The following is a 25,497-nucleotide window of genomic DNA, read 5'->3' as shown; positions in this document are numbered from 1 at the left end:
CAGGCTCTCAGGATCAGGCCGCGTTGGCGGCGGTCAGGCTGAGCGACGGGGACTGATCCAGCCGCTCCATCAGATAGGCCAGATCGTCGCGCAGTACGGCCGGACGCTGGGTCAGGAACCGCTCCAGCATCTGATCTCGGAAATAGGCGCTCGACGTATCGATCCCCTCCGCCGCCAGCGCACGCCAGGTGTCGACGCCCGCCCTGAAGACCTGGAACAGGCGCGGCGGCAAACCCGCGCGATCATAGATGGCCTTCAGCCCCAGCGGGCCGGCGTCATGCACCATCAACCAGGCGCGGTGATGCGGCGTGTTGGCCAGTTCGGCCAACCCATATTCGAACATCGCCATCTGACCTCGCGCCAGTCCGCGCAGCAGCAGCGATGCATTCAGCACGCGACGGGCGTTCAGCTGGGCCATGAAGGCCGCCAGATCGGTGCTGACGCTGGCCTGATCGACCAGATCCACCGTCATCCGCTCACGAGAGTATTGGGCCAGACGGATCGCAGTTTCCGGCGCCACAGCGTGATGGCTGATCAGATGTTCGCGCACCGCCTCGCTGGCCAGCTGGATCAACCGTTCGGTCACATGCAGCGGCAGGACCTGGCGATAGGCTACGGCGGCCAGGACTTCAGGCGCTTCGGCGAAACGATCGACGACGGTCGCCAGCGCCCCTTCGGACAGGTCGGCGTTGTCATTCGCCGCCAAGGTGCGAACCGACTGCTCGCAGCCTTCGGCCGCCAACACGGTTGCGACATCGCGCGACACCCGCGCCCGCCCCGCCACGGCGACCTGACGCACGACCGATCCGGCACGCACGATCTCGATCAGATCTTCGTCGCTGAACGCCGGCGAGGAAGCGATGATCGGCAGGGCGATGCTGTCCAGATCGCCGGCCAGTTTGCGCGCCACGTCGTTGGGAATCAGATCGGACGCCTTCAGCGTGACAGCCATGGCGCGACGCACCAATTCGGCGGCGTCATTGGCCAGCAGACGCAGGATTTTCTGCGCCGCCGCCCGGTCGTCCTCATTCAGTTCCGCGCGCTCCATGTTGCGGCACAGCTTGTGCGCCGCCTCGGCCCGCTCATCGTCGTCCGTCGCCTTGATCAGGCGTCGAATGTCCACTTCTGTCAGGCGGGCGCGGAAGGCGGTCATGGACGGCTCGTGATGGAATCGGACGTTGATCCCAGAATGAGACTGCCATGCTTAACGGGTGGTTTACCATCGGTTGCAATGCAACGACTCAGGTCGATTCCTTGCCATTTGGCGAGAAAGCGCCGCCGAAGCCGCTGCTGGATGATCCATCCTGACCGAGCAATAGCGCCAAAAGGCCTTGATCCTGCTTCAGCCGATCCAGACGTGCGGCCAGCATCTGGTCCTTGTCGCTCAGGTTCGGCACGGCGTATTTCGTCTCGCCGGCTCCGGCGGCGGGTGCGCCCTCGCCTGCCGTGCGCTGCAGATTGGCGTGGACCTCGGCGACGGTGGCGGCGCGTCCATTGCGATAGAAGATGCTGCGGTTGGCCCGCGCAGCGTCGGGGAACAGCGCTGCGGCGCTGCCGCCCGGATTACGATCCATCGCCTCCATCAAACCGGCGGCCCCAGCCGGCCCCAGGAAATGAGCCGCATACAGATCGCCTGCGCCCGGTTCCTTGCCCGTACGTCCGCGCAGATATGCGGCATTGGACGCCGTCAACTCAGCCGCCATGGTCGAGGCCGCGTGGGGATCGAACCGCAGGTCCAGCACCACGTTGCGCGCCGAACCCTCGACGCGCCAACGTCCGTCCGACCCGCGATGGATCAGATCGGCGTATTGGCCGTAGCCGTGCTGGGCCCCGTGCTGCTTGACCGTGCCCAGCCAGGTCTGTTCGATGAATTGAAACAGGCCGGCGGCCGACGAGGTCGGGGCCTTGGCCGACGGGTTCATCGCGCTCTCGCGCCGCGCGGTCTTGACCAGGAAGTCATAGTCCACGCCAACGGCGTTCGACGCGCGCCGGATGGCCGCCTCTACTCCGCCTGTCGATGGAATCGCTCCGATACCCATGTGCGAAGGGTCGGCGAACGTAGTTAACCAACTCTTAATTCTTAACGATCGCGTTAACGCCTCGACCTTCGTCGAACAGGAAAACTTCGCCGTAAAGCCGCCACAACCTGCGCGCTCAACTTGCAGTTACGGGCGCTGCGGGGGCGGTGAACGAGGGAGTGACGTTATGATGATCCGTGCTGCCGGTGGTCCCGGCTTGATCAGCCCGATCGACTTCGGGGAACGCAAGAAACCCATCCCGCGCTGGATGCTGGGCGCTATCGGCGTCTCGCTGGTCCTGCACGTTGCGGCGGGCGTGGCGCTTTATAATCAACGGTTCGAGTTGAGTGCGGCGCCCATCGAAGACATCCTCGACCCGCCGGTCTCGGTGATGATGGCGCCGCCCAAACCCAAGCCCTTGCCCACGCCTGAAACGGCGGCGCCGCCCACGCCCATTCACAAGTCGGCGATCCCCGTGCCCTCGACGGTGCAGACCATCCCGCTGACGCCGCCCGAGCCCGGCGTCGTGACCGCTCAACCCGGTCTGCCGACCATCAGCGTCGCTCCCACCGGCGTCGAGGGCGGCACGGCAACCGTCGAGACGCCACCGCGCCCGCCGTCGGTGATTAACAATCCAACCTGGGCCAGCCGGCCTTCGGCGGCGCAGATGGCGCGGGCTTATCCGACCCGCGCCGCAGAGAACGGCACGCCGGGTTCGGCGACGCTCAGTTGCGTGGTCAATGCGGACGGCGGCCTGAACGGCTGCCGAGTCGTGGGCGAGACACCGAGCGGCCAGGGCTTCGGCCGCGCCGCGCAGAGCCTGACGCGGTCGTTCCGCATGAACCCGCGCACCGTGGACGGCCGACCTGTCGACGGCGCGACCGTCAACTTCACCGTCCGGTTCGCGATGGAGGGCTAGAACCGACCAGGGTCGAGGGCGCGGGCGTGCGGCGACGCCGTCCGCCCCTCGATCGCATCGGCGACCACGGCGCCGACCAAGGGCCCCAGCAACCAGCCGTTTCGACGCGGCGCCAAGGCCAAGAACAGACCCTCTGCACCGGGCCCCGCGCCCGCGAGCGGCAGACCATCCGCCGTCGCGCCCCGGATGCCGACGCGCCATTCGATAGACAGCGGCTCAGGCGACCGACCCAGCGTAGCCCAAGCCGCCTGGGTCAGGCGTTTGGACGCCTCGGCATCCGGCGCCGTATCCCGCCGCCTCGGCTCCATCGTCGCTCCGATGGCCGCGCCAGACGCCATTGGCGCGACATAGGCGCCCGGCCCGCGCACGACATGATCGACAAGATGTCCGGCTGCCACGCCGATCTGTCCGCGGATCGGCTGGATTTCCTCGATCAATCGGCGCGCGGTCTCGGGCAGACCCGCAATGGCGTCACCGGCGCCGGTGGCCAGCACGACCGCGTCTGCATCCAACCACCGATCACAGACTTCGAGCCGCCAGCCGCCATCGGCGCGGGCGATCGTCGTCACCGTCCCCGCGATGACAGCCTCGCCCAGCGCCTGCCTTAGCGCCGCCAGAGCCTTGGTCGGCTCGACCTGATAATCGTCATCGGTCGTGACGCCGGCGCCATCGCGCCGCGCGTCGAAGCCCAGCGCGCGCAACCGCGCCTCCATCGCCTCCACGTCGCCGCCTCGCCACTCAGCGGGTCGATGCGCCAGAGCGATGCCGGCGGCGCTCGCGAACGTGGGCCACAAATCACGGCCGTCTCTAAACAGCCGCGCGCGATCAACCGACACGTCGTCGATGGCCGATTCCATCGCCGGGGCGATCATCCCCGCAGCCACGAGGGAGGCGTTCACCCCGCCCGGATCGACCACCAACACCGCCCGGCCGCGCCGATGCAGCTCGTACGCGGTGCAAAGGCCCAGCACGCCGGCGCCGACGATCACGATGGGAGAGGAAGACGTCACGGGCCGTCTGATCGACCCGCAACGCCCCTATTGCAAGATGACTTTCGCCTATTCCGCCGCCATCGAGGCCGCGCCGGCGTCGTCCAGGCGCGCGACCAGGGCCGCGTGCTGGTCCCACAGGGCGGTCGGCAGACGCTCGCCGAACTGGCGATAGAAGTCCGGGATCAGCGCCGCCTCTTCGGCCCAGACGCCCGCATCCACGTCCAGCAGGATCGACAGTTGCGCCGACGTCAAGTCCAGGCCTGACAGGTCCAACGCGGAGACGGACGGCACGCGCCCGACCGCCGTATCGACCGCCTCGGCCTCGCCGTCGATCCGCTCGCTGATCCACTTCAGCACGCGCGCGTTGTCGCCGAAACCGGGCCAGACGAACCGGCCGTCCTGATCCTTTCTGAACCAGTTGACGAAGAAGATGCGCGGCAGTCTCGAGGCGTCCTGCCCCTGCCCCATCTTCAGCCAGTGGGCGAAATAATCGCCCATGTTGTAGCCGCAGAACGGCAGCATGGCGAAGGGATCGCGGCGCAGTTCGCCGACCTTGTTCTCGGCCGCCGCGGTGCCTTCGGACGCCACGGTCGAGCCCATGAAGACGCCGTGCTCCCAATCGAAGGCTTCGGTCACCAGCGGCACTGCGCTGGCGCGGCGGCCGCCGAACAGGATCGCGTCGATCGGCACGCCCTTGGGATCTTCCCATTCCGGGGCGATGGCCGGGCATTGGCTGGCGGGCGCCGCGAAACGGGCGTTGGGGTGCGCGGCGGGTTCGCCGGACGCCGGATCGTGCGGCTGCCCCTTCCAGTTCGTCAGGCCCTCAGGCGCCTGTTTCGTCAGACCTTCCCACCACACGTCGCCATCGTTGGTCAGGGCGGTGTTGGTGAAGATGGTGTTGGAGGCCAAGGTCTCCAGCGCATTGTGATTGGTGTTGCGGCTGGTGCCCGGCGCGACGCCGAAGAAGCCGGCCTCGGGATTGACCGCATACAGCCGCCCGTCGTCGCCGAACCGCATCCAGGCGATGTCGTCGCCGATGGTCTCGGCCTTCCAGCCCGGCAGGCTGGGCTGCAACATGGCTAGGTTCGTCTTGCCGCACGCGCTGGGGAAGGCGGCGGCGACGTATTTCGCCCGGCCCTTCGGATCCGTCAGCTTCAGGATCAGCATGTGCTCGGCCAGCCATCCCTCATCGCGAGCCATGATCGAGGCGATGCGCAGGGCGTAGCATTTCTTGCCCAACAGGGCGTTGCCGCCATAGCCCGAACCATAAGACCAGATTTCCCGCGTCTCCGGGAAATGCACGATCCATTTGTCGTCGTTGCAAGGCCAGGCCACGTCCGCCTGACCATCGGCCAGCGGCGCGCCCAACGTATGGACGGCCGGCACGAAGACGCCCTTATCGCTCAACTGAGCCAGCGCCGGTTTACCCATGCGGGTCATCACACCCATCGACAGTGCGACATAGCCGCTGTCGGTGATCTCCACGCCCAGGGCGCTGATCTCGGACCCCAGCGGGCCCATGCAGAACGGGACGACATACATTGTCCGCCCGGCCATGCAGCCGTCGAACAGACCGTCCAGACGCCCACGCATCTCAATCGGATCGGCCCAGTTGTTGGTCGGGCCGGCGTCAGCCTCGTCGTCCGAGCAGATGAAGGTGCGGCTCTCGACCCGCGCCACGTCGCGGGGATCGGAGGCGGCGTAGTAGCAGCCCGGCCGTTTGGTCTGATCCAGCGCCTTCAGCGTACCCTTGGCCAGCAGGTCGGCGGTGATGGCCTCTTTCTCGGCCTCGGAGCCGTCGCACCAATGGACCTTGGCGGGCTTGGTCAGGGTGGCGATCTGCTCGACCCAGGCGATCAGCCCGGCATGGGCGGTGGGCGCCGGGCGCAATCCGGGCATAGTGAGAATGGACAAGGGCGTCTCCTGAGCGAAAAGGTCCGACGATCTGACGCCGTCGTGGCCTTCAGAGCGTGACGATCACGCACTGTTACAAGCGAATTGCGCCGGGCCTCGGTGATCGTCAAATTGCGCAAAAAATGCACAAACAACCGGCCTTTCGCGGTGAGAAATCGCAGATGTGTTCGTCGCGTTTCGACGATACTTTGGACGAATGAACAGCCTGGACTCCATCACCGTCTTGCCGGACGGCGCACTGACATCGCCCGCTGCGCGGCGCAATGCCGAGGCGATTCTTCGCGTGCTCCGCGCCCATCTGTCGGCGCGTGGATCGGTGCTCGAGATCGCGTCCGGATCGGGCGAACACGCCGCCGCCTTCGCCGCCGCCATGCCGGATCTGGACTGGACGCCCAGCGACCCCAGCGATCAAGCCCGCGAAAGCATCGCCGCCTGGAGCCGCCAGCTCGATCTGTCGAACCTGAAACCGCCGTTGGCGCTCGACGCCGGCGACCCCACGACATGGCCGACCGACACCTTTGACGCCCTATATTGTGCGAACATGACGCACATCAGCCCCTGGTCGGCGACCGAGGGGCTGATGGATCTGGCCGGTCGGGTCTTGCGACGGCCCGGCGGCCTGCTGGCGCTTTACGGCCCCTACCGCGAGGCCGAGGTTCCGCTAGCGGAGTCGAATGCTACCTTCGAGGCCAGTCTGAAGGCGCGAAACGTGGAATGGGGTCTGCGTGATCGCGAAGCGGTCGAGGCCCTGGCCCGCTCGCATGGCCTTGCGGCCACGCTGCGGGTTCAGATGCCGGCGAACAATCTCATCCTGCTGTTCCGCGCCTTCTGATCAGACGATCGCGCCGACCAGCTTGGACAGTTCGGCCCGCTCGTTTAGGAGGGTCACCCCCCCGTCCTTGAACACCGCGCCCTCGGCCTGGGCCGATAAGCCGAAGCTGTCGGCCGCCAGCGCAACGCCGTCCGCGAAGGCGATGACCGTCAGGCCGCTTGTACGCGCCAAGTCGATCAGCGACCGCACGGCCGCCAACGACGCCTCTTCCGTCGAACCGCCCGGAACGACCAAACCCTTCAGGCGGCCTTCGACGATGTCCTTGGCTGTAGCGGTGGCCAGCACGGTCACGCCGCCGGCGATCAAACTGGCGTCGCCCGTCGAGATCGGGGCCAAGCCCACGCCTTCGGCCCGCAACGCGCCCTCCACGTCGCCCAACTCGCCGAACGCCATGTCACGCCGCATCACCAGCCCCATGCGCAGACGGGTGGGAACAGGACGGTTGTAACCGGTGCGACGGGGGCCTGCGGAAGATTTGTTTTGAGCGAACAAGACGTCTCCTTGAGATGTTTCAATACTGATCCAGATCCGACAAGCGACGCTGTCGAACCACCCACGCCGATGACCAGAAAAATGAAAATCGACGGGTCCGACGCGTGTCGTCCCGCACTCTGGCTCATTTGTGGAATGCCGTCAGATATAGTGACGATCCCGTCTGGATCAACCTGCCAGTTCAAACGGACCGGCCTTGCTAATCCTGAAAACGGCGACCCGCTTGCTCGCGATCCCGCCCGGCTCTAGACAGCCGCATCGACTGGACGACGGAATCGCATGGCCTTCACCCGCACCTATGATGGCGACGAACCCGTTCGCGTGAACAAGTGGCTGGGCCAGACCGGCGTCTGTTCGCGGCGCGAGGCCGATACCCTGATCGCCAATGGTCTGGTCTCCATCGATGGCGAGACGATCAGCGACGCCGGCCGAAAGATTCAACCGGGCGAAACCCTGAGCCTGAACGACACCGCCCAGGCGGCCTTGGCGACGGGCATGACCCTGGTGCTGCACAAGCCGGTCGGTTACGTCTCGGGCCAGCCCGATCCCGGCAAGATCCCGGCCGTGCGACTGCTGAAGACGCCCAATCGTATCGGCGAGGGCGAGACGCCTGCCCGCGACGCTTCCCTGCCCCCCATCGGTCGGCTGGACGAAGATTCGCGCGGCCTGCTGCTGCTGTCGTCCGACGGCGTCGTCGCCAAGGCGGTGATCGGCCCGGCGTCCGAGTTGGACAAGGAATATCTGGTCGTTGTCGAAGGCCAGATCACCGAAGGCAAGCTCAGCAAGCTGCGCCACGGCCTGTCTCTGAACGACAAGCCGCTAAAGCCCGCCCGCGTCACCCAGATCGAGCCGCAGCGCCTTCGCTTCGTCCTGACCGAGGGCAAGTATCGCCAGATCCGCCGCATGTGCGAACTGGTCGGGCTGGAGGTCGTAGACCTCTATCGCACCCGCATCGGGCCGCTGGTATTGGGCGACCTGCCCGAGGGTCGCTGGCGCCACCTGACCGATCAGGAACGTGCGATGCTGATCTCAGCCTCGACGACGCCTCCAGCGCCCTAACCGAGCGCTCTGAACCACCGGTCCAGCAGCTGGGCCTCCGCGCGGCGCGACTCGGTGCGTTCGGCGGCCTCCGCGTCCACGCCCCACTGCTCTTCCTGAAACAGCTCGTCGATCCGCGACAGGTCGAACGCCGCGCCGCCCTCCAGCGCGCCCTTCTCCACCGCCAAAGCCAACACGGCCGACCCCAGCAGAGGTACGGCCGTCGCCAGTCCGGTCAGGCGGAAATCGTCCAGCGACAGCGCATGCGCCTTGACCCGCGCAATGGCGTCAGGCGATTGCGGTCGATGCACGATGCCGGCGACCGGCTCCAGCGCCACCCCCATCTCGCGCGCGGCCCAATCGCGCCACGCCCCCCACTCGCGCGCCTGCCTTTCGACCAGCGGCGTCGGATGTTCGGCCAGATAGCAGACCACGTCCGATCCGGCATAGGCCGCGATCTCGTCCGCCACCGGCTCGCGCGCCTGACCGATCCGATCGATGGCGGTCGAGGCCAGCCGGGTCGCCGGCATGGTCGAGGGATCCAGAAACTGCCCTTGCGCCGCCCATTCGTCCGCGACCAACTGCGCCGCAGCCTGGGTCGGCAAGACCAGTGCCGCCTTGTCCGGCGTCTTCGGCGTGCGTCCGTCCAACAGCACGGCCCAGCCCCCATCCGCATGCGGCCCGACGCCCGCATCGGTCCAGAAGCGGGAGATGCGATCCGGCGACTGCTCGACGAAACGTGGGCGATGCGGGGGGGGGTGATCGGTCATCAGAAGGTCCGTTGGAATCAGGCCGGCACGACGTCGAACGCCAGCGTCAGACGCGACGCCTCGCCGCCGAACGGCTGGGTGCCATGCCACATATAGGAAGGAAACAGCACCAACGTGCCGGGTCGGGGCTGCACATAGTGTTCTGCCGCCAAGCTCGGCAGGCCGGGCGGCGCGCCAAACCGCAACCAGCCCTCGCGGCGCTCGCCCTGCACCGCCGGCGGCAGTTCGATATGGCAGGCCGAGGACAGCCATCCGTTCGAATGGATATGGTCGGCGTGAAATCCGTTTGGCCTCAACCGCACCGACCAACTGCCTTGGATGCGATAGTCACCTGTATTCCGGGCCCTCAGCGGATCGTCGCCCTGACCCAACGCGGCCATATAGTCGCGGATCGGCTTGTCGATGGCCTGGAAAAAGGCGCGAATGGCCGGATTTTCGCTCTGCGCCAAGCACGCGCTGGTCTGCGATCCCCCGCGCAGCGACTGGCCCACCGGATGGGTCTTTAGCGTATGCAGGTCGTACAGCGCCTTCGCCAGATCGACCAGATAGGCCTCCAATGACGCCCACCCGTCAGGCGCCTGCAGCCGATACGGCCGCACGAAGGCGTCGTAGTCGTAAAGCCGGCCGTACCGCACATCGCCGAGCATCCGCCAGGCCGTCGCCTGAAAGGCCAGCACATGCTGGTTCAGCGGCTCGCGGCCCCGCAACGTCTCGATCGTGACCAGCGCCGCCTCGGCCTGACCCAGCGCCAGCAGGCATTCGGCCTGGGTCACCATGATCGCCGGAACCTCGCCGCCCGCCAGCGCCGCCGCCCGGTTCGCATGGTCCAGCGCCCCGAGGGGATCCCACGTCAGACACGCCTGCGCCGCCGCCAGTTTCCCGGGCCCATCCAGCGGTCCGGCGACCAGGGTGCGATAGGCCCACTCGCCCTCCCCTGCATATTCCAGCAGCTTCGCTTTGATCTGGCGCAGCAAAGGCGTCGCTGGCGATACGGCTATGGCGGCATCCAGCGGCGCGCAGGCGGTTTCCAGATCGGCATCTCGCATCCAGATCAACTGGCTCAGATCACGCAGCGCATCGCCGTAGCCTGGCCGCCGCAGCAGCGCCTGACGGTAGGCGTCCTCGGCCTCGTCGAACCGACTCTGCGCCTGCAAAGCCCGCGCCAGCACCAGCGAGGTTTCCGGCGCATCGCCGCCGATGGACATGGCGGCGCGACACGCGACCTCCGCCTCGGCCGCCCGCCCGAGATCGCCGAGGGTGGACGCCAGATTATGCCACGCCGGAATGCTGTGCGGCCGAACCTCGACGAGGCGCTGCGACAGCGCCGCACTCTCTTCCAGACGCCCCACACGCTTCATCAGATCAGCGTGGACAGACAGCGCCTGCCACGGCGCATCGGCCTGCTGCGCCATCGGCGCCAGCATTTCCAAGGCCGCGTTCAGCTGGCCGGCAGCGGCCAGAGCCTTGGCCCCTTCGACCCTCGCCTGAACCTCAGCAGTCACCGGATTCGCTTCACGCCCAGGAAGGGGTCGTCCTCAGCCTCGTCTTCAGAAAAGCCGAAGTGGGCGAAGCCGGTTTTCATCTCGGGGCTCAAGGGGGCGGTGACCTTGAGAACGCCGCCGCGCGGGTGATCCAGTTCGATGCTGCGAGCGTGCAGCTGAAGCTTCAGTGGCCCTGACAGTTCACGCGATTTCTCGTCGCCGTATTTTGGATCGCCCAGAATGGGATGGCCGATCCCCGCCATATGGGCGCGTAGCTGGTGCGTCCGTCCGGTGAAGGGGCGCAGGGCCATCCATGACGCCCGGTGCGCGGCGCGGCTGATGGTCGAGAACGCCGTTTCGGCCGGTTCGGCGCGCGGGTCCTTGCGCTCGGCCGGGCGCATCATCTCGAAATCGTTGATGCCGGTCTTCTTCAACGGCATGTCGATCTGGCCCGAATAGGGTTTCGGATTGCCGATGACGATGGCCCAATAGGTCTTTTTGGCCTGCCGACGCGCAAAGGCGCCCGCCAGACGCTTGGCCGCCTCTGGCCCCTTGCCCAGCAACAGGACGCCCGAGGTGTCGCGGTCCAGCCGGTGAACCAGGCGCGGTCGCTCCAACCCCTCGCCCCAGGCCGACAGCAGACGGTCCACATGACGGCTCGTCTTGGTCCCGCCCTGCACCGCAAGGCCATGCGGCTTGTTCAAGGCGATAACCATGTCGTCTTCGTAAAGTACCAGCGACTTGGCGAAGGCGATGTCCCTTTCGGACAGGGTGTGGGCGTCGCCAGCCTGGCGAGAGGTGTCATCGGGGATCGGCGGCACGCGCACAGCGGCGCCGGCAGTCAGTCGGCCTTCGGGCTTGATGCGGGCCCCGTCCACGCGGATCTGACCGCTGCGGGCCATCTTCTGCACTTGGATGTTGGACAGGTGCGGCCAGCGACGGCGGAACCAACGATCCAGCCGGATGCCGTCCTCGTCCTCGGCGACATAGATCGTCAGGACTTCGCGCTTGGGCGCATCTGCTGCGGGCGGCTGATCGGTCAAGCGGGAACTCCAAAGGCGCGGCGAGCGACCATCAGGCCGACGAACAGGGCCGCGATAGCCAGAACCACCGAGCCGATCACATAGGCGGCGGCCAGGCCGATCTGGCGGCGCTCGATCATCTGCACCGCTTCCAGCGAATAGGACGAAAAGGTCGTGAACCCGCCCAACACGCCGACGGCGGCGAACAGGCGCACTATCTCCTGCTGCGCCCCGCCCCGGAACGCCAGCCAGCCGACGAGCAGACCCATCATCAGACCCCCTGCGACATTGGCGGCGAAGGTGCCCACGGGCCAGCCGGCATTGGGCGCGAGCCGCCCGGCGGCGAGGCCCAGGCCATAGCGCGCCATGGAGCCGATCGCCCCGCCTGCCGCAACGAGAAGAAAACGTGTCATCGTGCGGCGATATATACGCCGCCCGCGCCGAAAGCGATGGTCAGCGCGGGATGGAGCTCTGCACCGAACGTGCGTCATAGGCGTTCGGACGATCGGGCTTCTGGCCGCGTCCCAGAACGACTTCCAGCGTCGTCGAAGTCGGCTGCGGTCCGCTGAAGTTCAGACCGACGCCCACGCCGACGCCAGACGCCGAATAGCCGCCATATCGGCTGCTGCCGCCGCCGATGGAGACGCTCGGGCTGACGCCGCCCGCGCCACCCGGCCGACCATCGGTCCAGCTCTGCGTCACCTCGAACCAGTCGTAGCCTTGTTCGGTAGTCAGGTCGGCGGCGCGCACCAGCGCCCAATCGGCGACACGGCCCGCAGCGCCGACGCCGTTGTAGGTGACACGGTAGCGGTTGGATTCGATCCGCTGCTCGGAATACCCCTGCCCGTTCGGACCCATCTGGGCGCCATAGGGCGCCAGGTTGGCGCAGGCGGTCAGGGCCAGGGCGGAAAGACCGGTCAAGGCGAGGGCGAGACGCTTCATCAGAGGTATCCTTTCAACGACATAGCGCCAAAACGCGCACGTCGTTCCCTGAGGCGCCCGCGCCCTAAAGACCCAGCGCCGTTCTCAGCTTCGCGAAATCCTCGGGCGGCGGCGCTTCGACCGTCGTCGTCCCGCCCTCGGGATGCGGAAAGCTCAGTTTGGCGGCGTGCAGCATCAGACGCGGCGCAGGTCCAACGGGCGTGGTCAGAGCGCCGCCGTAGCGCACGTCTCCGATCAACGGCCGACCGATATGGGCCATATGCACACGCAGCTGATGCATCCGCCCGGTCAGCGGCTCCAGCTCGACCGCAGCCCCTTCCGGTCCCGCGGCCAGGGTCCGATAGCGGCTCTGCGACCCTTGCGCGCCCGGCGCATCAAAGGCGACGACCCGCATATAGCTCTCGCGCCCGATTTCTTCGCGACGCAACGGCGCGTCGATGGTCGCCGCCTTGGGCTCAGGCGCTGCCGACAGCAGGGCCAGATACTGTTTCCTGAACCGCCGCATCTGCAACGCCTTGCCCAGAAAACTCGCCGCCGGCTTGGTCTTGGCCGCCAGAATCACGCCGGAGGTGTCGCGATCCAGCCGATGAACCAGCTCCGGCCGCTTGCCGTTCGAACGCGCAAACGCCCACAGCAGATCGTCCAGCGTATGCGCCTTGATCCGCCCGCCCTGGCTGGACAGGCCCGGCGGCTTTGAGAAGGCGATGACGTGCGCATCCTCGTGGATCACCCACGACCGAACGGCGGCGATATCATCTTCGGACAGGGCGACGGGCTGGCGTTCGAACATCGGGCGCTTCTAGAGGTCAGTCGCCCGCCGCGTCCACAGCACCGTTCACCGCCATCCGCGCCCGCATCTCGGCCCAACGTTCCAGCCGCGCCTTGACCTTCTCCTCGTGCCCCTCGCCCTTGGGCTTGTAGAAGGTGCGGCGGTCCATCTCGTCGGGGAAGAAGTTCGCGCCAGAGAAGCCTTCGGGCGTATCCGGATCGTACTGGTAGCCCTTGCCGTACCCCAGCGACTTCATCAGCTTGGTCGGGGCGTTGCGGATGTGGGCGGGGGGCATCAACGAACCCGTCTCATAGGCCGCCTTCTTGGCCGCTTTGAACGCCTCATAGACCCCCACCGACTTGGGCGCCGTCGCCAGGTGGACCACGGCCTGGGCCAAAGCCAGCTCGCCTTCGGGACTGCCCAGAAAGTCATAGGTGTCCTTCGCCGCATTGGCGACCAGGATCGACAGCGGATCGGCCTCGCCGATGTCCTCGACCGCCATCCGCACGATCCGCCGCGCCAGATACAGCGGATCCTCCCCCCCGTTCAGCATGCGCGCCAGCCAATAGAGCGCCGCGTCGGGGTCCGACCCCCGAACCGATTTATGCAAGGCGGATATGAGGTTGTAGTGCTCTTCTCGGCTCTTGTCATAAGCGGGCGCCCGGCGTTGCAGCACGCCCGCCAGCCCCTGCACGTCCAGCTTTTCGCCCTCAGCCAGGTCGAACAGCACCTCCGACATGGTCAGCAGATACCGCCCGTCGCCGTCGGCCAGGGCCAGCATCGCCTGCCGCGCCTCCGGCGTCAGCGGCAGGGTCCGGTCCATATGCGTCTCGGCCCGGCTCAGCAGCAGATCCAATGCAGCATCGTCCAACCGCTTCAGCACATAGACCTGACTGCGCGACAGCAAGGCGCCGTTAAGCTCGAAGCTCGGGTTTTCCGTCGTGGCCCCGACCAGGGTCACCACACCTGCCTCCACGAAAGGCAGGAAGCCGTCCTGCTGGGCGCGGTTGAAGCGGTGGATCTCATCGACGAACAGCAGCGTGCTCTGTCCCGCTGCACGCCGCATCCGCGCCGCCTCGAACGCCTTCTTCAGATCGGCGACGCCCGAAAACACCGCGCTGATCGCCTGATATTCATAGCCCGCGGCCTGGGCCAGCAGGCGCGCGATCGTGGTCTTGCCCGTCCCCGGCGGTCCCCACAGGATCATCGACCCCAACCGCCCCGCCTCGATCATGCGCCGGATCGGCCCGCCTGGCCCCAGCAGATGATCCTGCCCCACCACCTCGTCCAGCGTGCGCGGACGCAGGCGGTCGGCCAAGGGGGCGTCGGGGGGCAGAATGCCGGAGGCTTCGAACAGGTCGCTCATGGGTGCGACCTATGTAGGCGTTCGCCAAAGGCTTTTCACGCGTTAGTATGGCGAACCGCCACGGAGACCGCACCATGACCGACGCCAATCCGAACCAGGGTCCGACTTCTGGCGTGACGCCGCATCTGACAATCCCGTCGCGCGGGGCCTCTGCGGCGATCGATTTCTATATCATCGCCTTCGGCGCCGAGGTGTTGGACCGCCGTCTCGCCGACGACGGCGAGCGACTGATGCACGCCCACCTGAAGATCAACGGCGCCAGCGTCATGTTGAATGACGAGTTCCCGGAATACGGCGGTTCCCAAGATGTGCGGCCGGCCGGCGTCACCCTGCATCTTCAGGTCGCCGATCCCGACGCCTGCTGGACGCGCGCGATGACCGTCGGCGGCGCGGAACCTGTGCTGGACATGGCCGATCAGTTCTGGGGCGATCGCTACGGCGTCCTGCGCGACCCCTTCGGCCACACCTGGTCGATCGGCGGGCCGACGAAGGCCTGACGACCTATCTCAGCACGCCGCGGATCTGACGGCCGCCACGGTTGACGACGACCTCCCATGGGCCGCGACCGGAACTGGCGGCCTCGACATCGCGGGCCGAGCCGATGGCGCGGCCATTGATGCTGACGATCAGGTCGTTCTGGCGGAAGCCCGCCCGCGCCGCATAGCCGCGGCCGGAGACGCCGGTCACGATAACGCCCGTCGCGAACGGATCGCCGCCCAGCCGGTCCGCCAGAGCGGGACTAAGCGCCACGACCTCGGCGCCGGCGAAGGGGCCGGACTGGATCGTCACCCCCTGCTTGGGATCAGCGTCGCCCGGCAGGGTCTGCACCCGCGCGGTCAGCGTCTGCGCCCGACCGTCGCGCAGGATGGACACCTGCACCTGATCGTTCGGATTGCGCGACCCGACGCGGTAGTTCAGTCCGTTCTGGTCGTTGATCTCCTGACCATCGACGGCGGTGATGACGTCGCCCTGACGAATACCGGCGCGCGCGGCCGGGCCGTTGGCGTAGACGTCGGTGACGACCAATCCCTGCGGCCGGCTCAGACCCAGGCTGCCGGCGATGTCGCCAGTCACAGTGTCGCCCTTCACGCCTAGCCATGGCCGAACCACAGCCGTCGCGCCGCCCAGGGCGCTGTCCACCACACGCTTCACCATCGCGGCGGGCACGGCGAAGCCGACCCCGGCCGAGGAGCCCGAGCGCGAGAAGATGGCGGTGTTGATGCCGATCAGGTCGCCGTCCATGTCCACCAGCGCCCCGCCCGAGTTGCCGGGATTGATGGCCGCATCGGTCTGGATGAAGGAGCCACTGTCGGAAATGCCGGTCTCGGTCCGGTTCAGGGCCGAGATGATGCCGTTCGTCACCGTCTGCCCTACGCCGAACGGATTGCCGATGGCCAGGACCAGATCGCCGACCTGCTGCTCTTCCTGATCGTCGATAGCCAGGACCGGCAGGCGGTCGCTGACGTTCTCCAGCCTCAGCACCGCAATGTCGCTGCGTTCGTCGGCCAGGATGACGGTGGCGGGAAACTCGCGACGGTCGTTAAGCACGACCTTGATCTGCTGGGCGCCGTCGATGACGTGGTTGTTGGTCACCACGATCCCGTCAGAACGGACGATGACGCCAGAGCCCACGGATTCCGCCACCCGCGCCTGGGGAATGCCGCCGCCAAAGAATTGGAAGAAGGGATCTGCCTGCACGCGTTGCACGCTGCGCGCCGAGATATTGACCACGGCCGGCGCCGCCGATCGAACCACCGGTGCGAAGCTGGACTTCATTCCCGCCGCATCGGCCGGGGCGGTGCGCGTCGGCTGGGCGAACTCGCCCTCCTGCGCCTTGGAGTTCGAGGGATTGCCGCACGCCGACAGGGCGAAGGCGGCGGCGAGCACGAGCGATCGGGTCTTCATGGGCATCCGAAACTGGGGCATCCGAGACTGGCAAGCGTAAAGCGACGCCATTCCGCACCCGGTTTCGGGCTGGATCAAGGCGTATGATGTCATCAACGGACAAGCTTTACAGCCGTTCCGTTCGGCCCCCTGCCCGCCATATTTGCCCTTCGCGCGCAGGATCGCTACATCCGGCGCAACTCCCCATTCAGACGAACCCGAAGGGCGCACCGCACCTCATGGCGCAGCAATATATTTTCCAGATGCAGGGTCTGACCAAGACCTTCCCCGGCGGCCGCAAGATCTTCGAGAACATCTGGCTCAGCTTCTACAACGACGCCAAGATCGGCGTCGTCGGCGTCAACGGCTCGGGTAAGTCCACCCTGCTGAAGATCATGGCCGGCCTGGACAACGAGTTCAACGGCGAGGCCCGCGCCGCCGACGGCATCAAGCGCGGCTATCTGGAACAGGAGCCCCAGCTCGATCCGGCCCTGAACGTGCGCCAGAACGTCGAGGCCTGGTGCGAAGAGAAGCAGTGGGTCAACCGCTTCAACGAAGTCGCCGCCGAACTGGGCGAAAACTACACCGACGAACTGATGGAGGAGATGACCTCCCTTCAGGAGAAGATCGACGCCGGCGACGTCTGGGACATCGACAGCCGCATCGACCAGGCCATGGGCGCCCTGCGCTGCCCGCCCGACGATTGGGAAGTCACCAACCTATCCGGCGGTGAAAAGCGCCGCGTGGCCTTGGCCCGCCTGCTGCTGTCCAAGCCCGACATGCTGCTGCTCGACGAACCGACCAACCACCTGGACGCCGAATCCGTCGCCTGGCTGCAGCACCACCTGGAAAACTTCCCCGGCTGCGTCATCCTGGTGACCCACGACCGCTATTTCCTGGACCTCGTCACCAAGTGGACGCTGGAACTGGACCGCGGCAAGGGCCACCCGCACGAGGGCAACTATTCCTCGTGGCTGGAAGCCAAGACCAAGCGCGTCGTGCAGGAGCAGTCGGAATCCGAAGCCCGCCAGCGCGCCCTCACCCGCGAACTGGAATGGGTTCGTTCGGGCGCCAAGGCCCGTCAGGCCAAGTCCAAGGCCCGTCTGGCCGCCTACGAGCGGATGGTCGAGGAACAGGAATCGATGCGCGGCGCCCAGACGCACGCCCACATCCAGATCCCGCCCGGGCCGCGCCTCGGCAACGTCGTTCTGGAAGTCGAGGGTCTGCAAAAGACCTACGGCGACAAGACGCTGTTCGACAACCTGACCTTCAAACTGCCGCCCAACGGCATCGTCGGCGTCATCGGCCCGAACGGCGCCGGCAAGTCGACCATGTTCAAGCTGATCACCGGCCAAGAACAGCCTGACGGCGGCACGATCAAGGTCGGTGAAACCGTTAAACTGGCCTATGTCGATCAGTCGCGCGACGACCTGAAGCCCGACGAGACCATCTGGCAGGCCATCTCGGGTGGCACAGACGTGATGATGGTCGGCAAGCGCGAGATCAACACCCGCGCCTATGTCGGCAGCTTCAACTTCAAGGGCGGCGACCAGCAGAAGAAGGTCGGCCAGCTTTCCGGCGGTGAGCGCAACCGCGTCCACCTGGCCAAGACCCTGGCCTCGGGCGGCAATCTGATCCTGCTCGACGAACCGACCAACGACCTGGACATCGAAACCCTTCAGAACCTCGAAGAGGCTCTGGAAGAGTTCGCGGGCTGCGCCGTGGTCATCTCCCACGACCGCTGGTTCCTTGACCGCCTGGCCACCCACATCCTCGCCTTCGAGGGCGACGGCCACGTGGAATGGTTCGAGGGCAACTTCGAAGCCTACGAACAGGACAAGATGCGTCGCCTGGGCGCGGACAGCATCATTCCGAAGCGTATTCAGCACCAGAAGTTCGGGCGCTAATCGCCTAACCTGACAAGAGGAGCCGCTGCATGACCCAACGCCCCGCCGTTCTCATCATGCAGCGGCATCTCGCTCCGCTCTCGGGATTTCTGGAGAGCGCCTACGACGTCTATCGCTTCTGGGAAGGTCCGCCGATCGAGGCCGCCCACGACATCCGCGCCATGGTCGTCGCCGGCGAGGCGCCGCTGGACAAGGCGCTGATCGAACGCCTGCCCAATCTCGACCTGATCGCCTGTTTTACCTCCGGCTATGACGGGATCGACATCGACTGGTGCCGCCAGCGCGGTCTGCCCGTCACCCACGCCCCCGGCGTCAATCACGAGGATGTCGCTGATCACGCCTTGGGCTTGATCCTGGCAGCACGCCGCCAGATCACCTCGGGCGACCGTCAGGTCCGCGCCGGCGGCTGGACCTTCGAGACACGCACCATCACAACGTCGCTCGCGGGCCAGAAGCTGGGCATCGTCGGCTTGGGCCACATCGGCAAGGCCGTCGCCGACCGCGCCGAGGCCTTCCGAATGGCGGTCAGTTGGTGGGGGCCGCGGCCGCACGACGCCGAATGGCCACGCGCCGACAGCCTGCTGGCGCTCGCCAAGGCCAGCGACATCCTCGTCGTCGCCTGCAAGGCGGACGAGACCAATCGCGGTCTGATCTCGCCGGACATCATCGAGGCGCTTGGTCCCGACGGCCTGCTGGTCAACGTCTCGCGCGGTCAGGTCGTGGACGAGGACGCCCTGATCGCCGCCTTGAAGTCAGGGACATTGGGTCAGGCGGCCCTGGATGTCTTCATCGAAGAGCCGACAGACCCAGCCCGCTGGGCCGACGTGCCCAATGTCATTCTGACGCCCCACACCGCCGGGGCCACGACTGCCGGGGTGCAGGGCATGCTGATGCTGCTGATCGAAAATCTGCAGGCGCATTTCGCGGGCGAGCCGCTGAAGACGCCCGTCGTCTGACTTTAGCGGGAACGCTGCGGACGCTCGTCCGCCGTCACCACGCCGTCGCCGTTCTTGTCCATCGCCTTGAAGGCGGCGGCGAGGCCCACGTCGAACTCTTCGCGAGTAATGCGTCCGTCGGCATCGGCGTCGAAGCGCGTCAGCATCCGACCGCCGCGCGCATTGGCCAGTTCGCTGGCGTCGACCACGCCGTCTTCATTGGCGTCTAGGCGGTTGAACATCTGGGTCATGCGCGCCTGCATCTGGGCCAGATTTTCGCGCTCCGGCGGCCGCATCTGTCCGCCCATGGACCGTCCTGACATTTCAGGCCCAGACATTTGAGGCATGGGCGTCTCGGGAAAGTCGCTCTGGGCCAACGCCGTACCGGCGGTGGCGAGAGCAAGGGCGGCGATGAACAGGCTACGCATGAGATCACTCCAAGACGGGTCTGTGGGCTTTAACGCGCGCACAAACCATTCCCGTCGACGCGGTTCCAAGGAACCGATTTCACTTGCCAAATCATATAAGGATATCTTTATATGAGCATATGAGTTTGTCCGCAGATCAGACTGTCGAAGCCCTCCGCGCCGCCGGCGAACCCACCCGTTTGCGTGTTCTGTCGCTGCTGGCGGGCGAAGAGCTGTCGGTCATGGAAATGTCCCGCATCCTGGACCAGAGCCAACCCCGGGTGTCGCGCCATCTCAAGCTGATGACCGACGCCGGGCTGATCGAACGCTTTCCCGACGGCGCCCGCGTCTACTACCGCCTGTCGCATGACGCCCAGGCGCGCCGGCTGATCGACACGGTGCTGGACATCCTGGCCGAGGACGCCGGCGAGGCGGATCATCGGCGTCTGGACGAGGTCCGCAAGGACCGCGAGGAAGCCGCTGCCAGCTATTTCGAACAGGTTGCGCCCCAGTGGGACCGCCTGCGTTCGCTCTACGTCAGCGAAAGCGCTGTCGAGGCGGCGCTGGAAAAGGCGGTCGGTCCCGGCCCCTTCGAACGTGTCGTCGATCTGGGCACAGGTTCTGGCCGGATGCTGACCCTGTTCGGCAAGAAGGCCAAGATGTCAGTCGGGCTGGACCTCAGCCAGAACATGCTGAACATCGCCCGCACCAACGTCACCAAGGCGGGCGTGGAGCAGGTCGAACTGCGCCACGGCGACATCTTCGCCACCCGCCTGCCCGCCGCCAGCGCCGATCTGGTGATCGTGCATCAGGTGCTGCACTACCTGTCCGATCCGTCCGCCGCCGTCGCCGAGGCCGCGCGTCTGGTCAGTCCGGGCGGCCGCCTGGTCATCATCGACTTCGCCCCGCACGACTTCGAACATATGCGTGAGGCGCATCAGCATCGCCGCCTGGGCTTCGCCGACAGCGAGATCAACGGCTGGCTGATTGACGGCGGCCTGACGCCATCGGCCCCCATCGCCCTGCCCCACGATGCCGAGGGCCTGACCGTGACCATCTGGACGGCGGAACGCCGCGTCCAGGACAGAAAGACCGCCTGATGGCCTCCTCCGCCTCCCTCAATTTAGCCGACGCCCGCGCCCTGCTGCTGTCGCCGCTTGGCCCCGTTGCCCGCGCCGGATCGAACCGCGAAGCCGTGCGCGTCTCGTTCGAATTCTTTCCGCCCAAGACCGATGAGGCCGAGGCCAATCTGTGGAAGGCGATCCGTCGTCTGGAGCCGCTTAACCCCGCCTTCGTCTCCGTCACCTATGGCGCCGGCGGTTCGACCCGCGAGCGGACCCACCGCACAGTCCAGCGCATCATCACCGAGACTTCGCTCCGCCCTGCCGCCCACCTGACCTGCGTCGAGGCCAGCCGGGAAGAAGTCGACGAGGTCATCGAAGGCTACAAGGCGATCGGAGTCGATCACATCGTGGCCCTGCGCGGCGATCCGCCCGGCGGGGCTGGGATCGGCGGCGTCTATCAGCCGCGCGCCGACGGCTATGCCAACGCCACCGAGCTGACAGCCGCCATCAACCGCATCGGCGGATTCGACGTCACGGTCGGCGCCTATCCAGAACGCCATCCCGAAAGCCCTTCCATCGATAACGACATAGAGGTGCTGAAGGCCAAGGTCGACGTCGGAGCAACCCGCGCCGTCAGCCAGTTCTTCTTCGACATCGACGCCTTCCTGCGGTTCCGCGACCGGGTGCGGGCGGCGGGCGTCACCATCCCCCTGATCCCCGGCGTCATGCCCGTGTCCAACTTCGCCGGTCTTCAGCGGATGTGCGACGCGTGCGGCGCCAGCATCCCTGACTGGCTGAAGGCGCATTTCGACGGCCTGGACGACGATCCCGAAACCCGCAAACTGCTGGCCGCCTCGGTCGCCGCCGAGACTTGCGCGCGCCTGCAGGAAGAGGGCTTCTCGGACTTCCATTTCTACACCCTGAACCGCGCCGACCTCGTCTATGCGATCTGTCGCGTTCTGGGCGTGCGCGAGACGGCGGCAGCTCAATGACCTGCGCAGAACGCATCGCCGCCCTGCATCGGGCGGCCAAGGAGCGCATCCTGGTCCTCGATGGCAGTTGGGGTGTCATGATCCAGCGTCGCGGGCTGGACGAGGCGGACTTCCGCGCGGACCGCTTCGTCGCCGCCAACGGCTATGACGAGAAACACCAGATGAAGGGGAACAACGACATCCTCTGCATCACGCGGCCCGACGTCATCGCCGACCTGCACGACCAGTATTTCGCCGCCGGCGCCGACATTTCCGAAACCAACACCTTCTCCGGCACCACCATCGCCCAGGAGGACTACGCCCTAGACGCCCAGGCGGTGTGGGACATCAATCTGGAAGGCGCGAAACTGGCCCGCGCCGCCGCCGACCGCTGGACGGAAAAGGAGCCGCACAAGCCGCGGTTCGCCGCCGGCTCCATCGGCCCGCTAAACAAGATGCTGTCGATGTCGTCCGACGTGAACGACCCCGGCGCCCGCAGCGTGACCTTCGACCAGGTCTACGAGGCCTATCGTCATCAGGTGAAGGCGCTGAACGAGGGCGGGGTCGATCTCTATCTGATCGAAACCATCACCGACACGCTGAACTGCAAGGCTGCGATCAAGGCGATTAAGGATCTGGAAGACGAGGGCATGGACGCCCTGCCCATCTGGATCAGCGGCACCATCACCGATCGTTCTGGCCGCACCCTGTCGGGTCAGACCGCCGAGGCCTTCTGGAACAGCGTGCGCCATGCCAAACCCTTCGCCGTCGGCTTCAACTGCGCCTTGGGCGCCGACCTGATGCGACCCTTCATCGCCGAGCTGAGCCGCGTCGCCGACACCCTGGTCGCCGCCTATCCCAACGCCGGCCTTCCCAACGCCATGGGCCAATACGACGAAGAACCGCACGAGACCGCCCACTTCATCGAGGAATGGGCCGCCTCCGGCCTGGTCAACATCGTCGGCGGCTGTTGCGGCACGACGCCGGATCACATTCGTCACGTCGCCGAAGAGGTCGCGCCGCTGAAGCCGCGCGCCATCCCGGAACGGCCGGTGGCCCTGCGTCTGTCCGGCCTCGAACCTTTTGAATTGGTAGCGTAAGTGCGTCCTGTCTTCATCAACGTCGGCGAACGGACCAACGTCACCGGCTCGGCCAAATTCCGCAAGCTAGTGGTCGAGGGCGACTATTCGGCCGCGCTGGACGTCGCCCGTCAACAGGTCGAGGCCGGCGCCCAGATCATCGACGTCAATATGGATGAAGGGCTGCTGGACGGCGTCGTCGCCATGCGGACCTTCCTGAACCTTATCGCGGCCGAGCCCGACATCGCCCGCGTGCCGGTGATGATCGACAGCTCCAAATGGGAAGTGATCGAGGCGGGCCTGAAGTGCGTTCAGGGCAAGCCCATCGTCAACTCGATCAGCATGAAGGAGGGCGAGCAGGCCTTCCGTGACCATGCGATCAAATGCCTGCGCTACGGCGCCGCCGTCGTGGTCATGGCCTTCGACGAGGTGGGCCAGGCCGACACCGCCGCGCGCAAGATCGAGATCTGCACCCGCGCCTATGACATTCTGGTCAACGAGGTCGGCTTCCCGTCCGAGGACATCATCTTCGACCCCAACATCTTCGCCGTGGCGACAGGGATTGAAGAGCACGACAACTACGCCGTCGACTTCATCGAGGCGGTCAAGGTCATCAAATCCACCCTGCCCTACGCCCGTATCAGCGGCGGGGTGTCGAACGTCTCGTTCAGCTTCCGCGGCAACGAGCCGGTGCGCCGGGCGATCCACAGCGTCTTCCTGTATCACGCCATTGCGGCCGGCATGGACATGGGCATCGTCAACGCAGGCGACCTGCCAGTCTATGACGACATCGATCCCGAGCTGCGCGAGGCGGTCGAGGACGTGATCCTGAACCGCCCCCAGCGGACCAATGTCTCGAACACCGAACGGCTGGTCGACATGGCCCCCCGCTACAAGGGCGAGAAGGGTCAGGCCCGCGTCGTCGATCTGAAATGGCGCGACCAACCGGTCGGCAAACGGATCGAACACGCCCTGGTCAACGGCATCACCGAGTTCATCGAGGCTGACACCGAAGAGGCCCGACTGGGTGTCGAACGTCCGCTGCACGTCATCGAAGGCCCGCTGATGGATGGGATGAATGTGGTTGGCGACCTGTTCGGCTCGGGCAAGATGTTCCTGCCGCAGGTGGTGAAGTCCGCACGCGTGATGAAACAGGCCGTCGCCTGGCTGGAGCCGTTCATGGAGGCCGAAAAGGCCGGCAAGCCGCGCGAGCAGGCGGGCCGCATCCTGATGGCCACCGTCAAGGGCGACGTCCACGACATCGGCAAGAACATCGTCGGCGTCGTGCTGCAATGTAACAACTACGAGGTCATAGACCTGGGCGTCATGGTCCCGGCCGACCGCATCCTGGACGAGGCCAAGGCCCATAACGTCGACATCATCGGTCTGTCGGGCCTGATCACGCCTTCGCTGGACGAAATGGTCTTTGTCGGCGCCGAGATGGAGCGGCGCGGCTTCGACATCCCTCTGCTGATCGGGGGCGCAACCACTAGCCGCACCCATACGGCGGTCAAGATCGAGCCCGCCTACCGCCGGGGTTCGACCACCTATGTCGTCGACGCGTCGCGCGCCGTCAGCGTCGTTTCGGGCCTGCTGTCCAAGACCGAGCGCGCGAAGAACGAGGCCGCCACCCGCGACGAATACATTCGCATCCGTGAGCAATATGCTCGCGGCCAGGAGGTGAAAGCCCGCGCCACCCTGGCTCAGGCACGCGAGAACCGCTTCCGCATCGACCCCGCCCAGCCCATGCCCGGCAGGCCGTCCTTTATCGGCGTGAAATCCTTCGACGCCTGGGACCTGCAGGACCTCGCCGACCACATCGACTGGACCCCCTTCTTCGCCAGCTGGGAGTTGATCGGTCGCTATCCGCTGATCCTGGACGACGAGATCGTCGGCGAGGCCGCGCGCGACCTGTTCGCCGATGCGCAAGTCATGCTGAAGCGGATCATCGACGAGAAGTGGTTCACGGCCAAGGGCGTGGTCGGCTTCTGGCCCGCCCGCGCCGACGGCGACGATGTCATCGTCTTCGCCGACGAAGGCCGCGACGCGGAGATCGCCCGCTTCCACACCCTGCGCCAGCAGATCAAGAAGTCGAACGGCAAGCCGAACCTGGCTCTATCGGACTTCATCGCCGAGGAGAGCGACGACTACATCGGCGCCTTCGCCGTTACCGCCGGCCACGGCGAGTTGGAGATCGCCAAACGATTCAAGGACGTCGGCGACGATTATTCCGCCATCCTCGCCACAGCCTTGGCCGACCGCCTGGCCGAGGCTTTCGCCGAACGGCTGCACAAGGAAGTTCGCACCACCCTGTGGGGCTATGCCTCCGACGAAACGGCCGACATCGATGCGCTGATCGCCGAACAGTACCAGGGCATCCGCCCTGCCCCCGGTTATCCAGCCCAGCCCGATCACACGGAAAAAGCCACCCTGTTCCGTCTGCTTCAGGCCGAGGATAATGCCGGCATGGCCCTGACGGAAAGCTTCGCCATGACGCCGCCGGCCTCGGTTTCGGGCCTCTATTTCGGCCATCCGGGCAGCCACTACTTCGGCGTCGGCAAGATCGATCTGGACCAGGTCGAGGACTACGCCCGCCGCAAGGGCTGGGACGTCGCCACCGCCGAACGCTGGCTGGCCCCCATCCTCAACTACGACCAGTACGCCGCCAAACGCGAAACGGCGGCTTGAGCCGGGC

Annotated in this window: 24 protein-coding genes; 10 read left to right on the top strand and 14 right to left on the bottom strand. The window is 66.3% G+C overall.

What is annotated here, in order from left to right; translation table 11 throughout:
* Positions 1-13: 13 nt before the first annotated feature.
* Together ASF81_RS10955 and ASF81_RS10950 are read right to left on the bottom strand one after the other, a co-directional pair.
* Positions 14-1,153, bottom strand: coding sequence for a DUF2336 domain-containing protein (locus ASF81_RS10955; RefSeq protein ID WP_055808542.1), 1,140 nt, complete (start codon positions 1,151-1,153; stop codon positions 14-16).
* Between the two features lie 88 nt (positions 1,154-1,241).
* On the bottom strand, positions 1,242-2,039 hold the full coding sequence (locus ASF81_RS10950) for a transglycosylase SLT domain-containing protein (RefSeq protein WP_055754840.1): 798 nt from the start codon (positions 2,037-2,039) through the stop codon (positions 1,242-1,244).
* Positions 2,040-2,205: 166 nt separating this feature from the next.
* Here ASF81_RS10950 and ASF81_RS10945 point away from each other — a divergent pair, with 166 nt between their 5' ends.
* Positions 2,206-2,937 (top strand): TonB family protein, encoded by a 732-nt coding sequence (locus tag ASF81_RS10945; protein ID WP_055808541.1) that lies wholly within the window; start codon positions 2,206-2,208, stop codon positions 2,935-2,937.
* On the opposite strand, the gene ASF81_RS10940 is transcribed toward ASF81_RS10945, so the two are convergent.
* Positions 2,934-3,947 carry an FAD-binding oxidoreductase gene (locus tag ASF81_RS10940; RefSeq protein ID WP_235559334.1) on the bottom strand — a complete coding sequence of 338 codons (1,014 nt, stop codon included), beginning with the start codon at positions 3,945-3,947 and terminating at the stop codon, positions 2,934-2,936. The two genes, ASF81_RS10945 and ASF81_RS10940, sit on opposite strands and share 4 nt — an antisense overlap.
* Before the next feature lie 48 nt (positions 3,948-3,995).
* Positions 3,996-5,828 carry a phosphoenolpyruvate carboxykinase (GTP) gene (locus tag ASF81_RS10935; protein WP_055808539.1) on the bottom strand — a complete coding sequence of 611 codons (1,833 nt, stop codon included), beginning with the start codon at positions 5,826-5,828 and terminating at the stop codon, positions 3,996-3,998.
* A 211-nt stretch (positions 5,829-6,039) separates the two neighbouring features.
* Between ASF81_RS10935 and ASF81_RS10930 the strand changes: the two genes are divergently transcribed.
* Entirely contained in the window at positions 6,040-6,675 is a 636-nt protein-coding gene (locus ASF81_RS10930; RefSeq protein WP_055808538.1) for a DUF938 domain-containing protein, read from the top strand.
* Here ASF81_RS10930 and ASF81_RS10925 read toward each other — a convergent pair whose 3' ends face one another.
* Positions 6,676-7,167, bottom strand: a complete 492-nt coding sequence (locus ASF81_RS10925) for a hypothetical protein (protein ID WP_235559330.1) — start codon at positions 7,165-7,167, stop codon at positions 6,676-6,678.
* Positions 7,168-7,446: 279 nt separating this feature from the next.
* Here ASF81_RS10925 and ASF81_RS10920 point away from each other — a divergent pair, with 279 nt between their 5' ends.
* Positions 7,447-8,226 carry a pseudouridine synthase gene (locus tag ASF81_RS10920; protein WP_055808537.1) on the top strand — a complete coding sequence of 260 codons (780 nt, stop codon included), beginning with the start codon at positions 7,447-7,449 and terminating at the stop codon, positions 8,224-8,226.
* Here ASF81_RS10920 and ASF81_RS10915 read toward each other — a convergent pair.
* The 7 genes from ASF81_RS10915 to ASF81_RS10885 form a co-directional block, all read right to left on the bottom strand.
* Entirely contained in the window at positions 8,223-8,975 is a 753-nt protein-coding gene (locus ASF81_RS10915; protein ID WP_055808536.1) for an ATP12 family chaperone protein, read from the bottom strand. The genes ASF81_RS10920 and ASF81_RS10915 overlap by 4 nt on opposite strands.
* 17 nt (positions 8,976-8,992) lie before the next feature.
* Positions 8,993-10,477 (bottom strand): putative 2OG-Fe(II) oxygenase, encoded by a 1,485-nt coding sequence (locus ASF81_RS10910; RefSeq protein ID WP_055808535.1) that lies wholly within the window; start codon positions 10,475-10,477, stop codon positions 8,993-8,995.
* Entirely contained in the window at positions 10,474-11,499 is a 1,026-nt protein-coding gene (locus ASF81_RS10905; protein ID WP_055808534.1) for an RluA family pseudouridine synthase, read from the bottom strand. Before ASF81_RS10905 ends, ASF81_RS10910 begins: the two co-directional genes overlap by 4 nt.
* On the bottom strand, positions 11,496-11,891 hold the full coding sequence (gene crcB / locus ASF81_RS10900; protein WP_055808533.1) for a fluoride efflux transporter CrcB: 396 nt from the start codon (positions 11,889-11,891) through the stop codon (positions 11,496-11,498). Before crcB ends, ASF81_RS10905 begins: the two co-directional genes overlap by 4 nt.
* Positions 11,892-11,931: 40 nt before the next feature.
* Positions 11,932-12,420 (bottom strand): hypothetical protein, encoded by a 489-nt coding sequence (locus ASF81_RS10895; protein WP_055808532.1) that lies wholly within the window; start codon positions 12,418-12,420, stop codon positions 11,932-11,934.
* A gap of 64 nt (positions 12,421-12,484) precedes the next feature.
* On the bottom strand, positions 12,485-13,210 hold the full coding sequence (locus ASF81_RS10890; RefSeq protein ID WP_055808531.1) for an RluA family pseudouridine synthase: 726 nt from the start codon (positions 13,208-13,210) through the stop codon (positions 12,485-12,487).
* Positions 13,211-13,226: 16 nt separating this feature from the next.
* Complete coding sequence (locus ASF81_RS10885) at positions 13,227-14,555, bottom strand: replication-associated recombination protein A (RefSeq protein ID WP_055808530.1); 1,329 nt, start codon at positions 14,553-14,555, stop codon at positions 13,227-13,229.
* 74 nt (positions 14,556-14,629) lie between these two features.
* Between ASF81_RS10885 and ASF81_RS10880 the strand changes: the two genes are divergently transcribed.
* Positions 14,630-15,052, top strand: a complete 423-nt coding sequence (locus tag ASF81_RS10880) for a VOC family protein (RefSeq protein WP_055808730.1) — start codon at positions 14,630-14,632, stop codon at positions 15,050-15,052.
* A gap of 4 nt (positions 15,053-15,056) precedes the next feature.
* Here ASF81_RS10880 and ASF81_RS10875 read toward each other — a convergent pair whose 3' ends face one another.
* Positions 15,057-16,460, bottom strand: coding sequence for a Do family serine endopeptidase (locus tag ASF81_RS10875; protein ID WP_055808728.1), 1,404 nt, complete (start codon positions 16,458-16,460; stop codon positions 15,057-15,059).
* A 218-nt stretch (positions 16,461-16,678) separates the two neighbouring features.
* Here ASF81_RS10875 and ettA point away from each other — a divergent pair, with 218 nt between their 5' ends.
* Together ettA and ASF81_RS10865 are read left to right on the top strand one after the other, a co-directional pair.
* Positions 16,679-18,346, top strand: coding sequence for an energy-dependent translational throttle protein EttA (gene ettA / locus ASF81_RS10870; protein ID WP_055755177.1), 1,668 nt, complete (start codon positions 16,679-16,681; stop codon positions 18,344-18,346).
* Positions 18,347-18,375: 29 nt separating this feature from the next.
* Complete coding sequence (locus tag ASF81_RS10865) at positions 18,376-19,302, top strand: 2-hydroxyacid dehydrogenase (protein ID WP_055808529.1); 927 nt, start codon at positions 18,376-18,378, stop codon at positions 19,300-19,302.
* Positions 19,303-19,304: 2 nt separating this feature from the next.
* Here the strand turns inward: ASF81_RS10865 and ASF81_RS10860 are convergent, their stop codons facing one another.
* A complete protein-coding gene (locus ASF81_RS10860) occupies positions 19,305-19,709 on the bottom strand; it encodes an EF-hand domain-containing protein (protein WP_055808528.1) in 405 nt (134 codons plus the stop codon).
* Positions 19,710-19,828: 119 nt separating this feature from the next.
* On the opposite strand from ASF81_RS10860, the gene ASF81_RS10855 reads away from it, so the two are divergent.
* The 4 genes from ASF81_RS10855 to metH are packed head-to-tail and all read left to right on the top strand — an operon-like array spanning position 19,829 to position 25,490.
* Positions 19,829-20,788 carry a metalloregulator ArsR/SmtB family transcription factor gene (locus ASF81_RS10855; RefSeq protein WP_055808527.1) on the top strand — a complete coding sequence of 320 codons (960 nt, stop codon included), beginning with the start codon at positions 19,829-19,831 and terminating at the stop codon, positions 20,786-20,788.
* Positions 20,788-21,744: a methylenetetrahydrofolate reductase [NAD(P)H] gene (gene metF, locus ASF81_RS10850; protein ID WP_055808526.1), complete on the top strand. Its 957-nt coding sequence runs from the start codon at positions 20,788-20,790 to the stop codon at positions 21,742-21,744. The genes ASF81_RS10855 and metF overlap by 1 nt, the downstream gene beginning before the upstream one ends.
* The gene (locus ASF81_RS10845; RefSeq protein WP_055808525.1) at positions 21,741-22,823 is read left to right on the top strand and encodes a homocysteine S-methyltransferase family protein; all 1,083 of its coding nucleotides are present in this window, start codon (positions 21,741-21,743) and stop codon (positions 22,821-22,823) included. The genes metF and ASF81_RS10845 overlap by 4 nt, the downstream gene beginning before the upstream one ends.
* The gene (metH, locus tag ASF81_RS10840; RefSeq protein WP_055808524.1) at positions 22,824-25,490 is read left to right on the top strand and encodes a methionine synthase; all 2,667 of its coding nucleotides are present in this window, start codon (positions 22,824-22,826) and stop codon (positions 25,488-25,490) included.
* Positions 25,491-25,497 lie beyond the last annotated feature (7 nt).

This window comes from Brevundimonas sp. Leaf168, assembly GCF_001423685.1.
Lineage (GTDB): Bacteria > Pseudomonadota > Alphaproteobacteria > Caulobacterales > Caulobacteraceae > Brevundimonas > Brevundimonas vesicularis_C.
The sequence above is the reverse complement of the archived record's forward strand: the minus strand, read 5'-3'. Positions and strand labels throughout refer to the sequence as shown.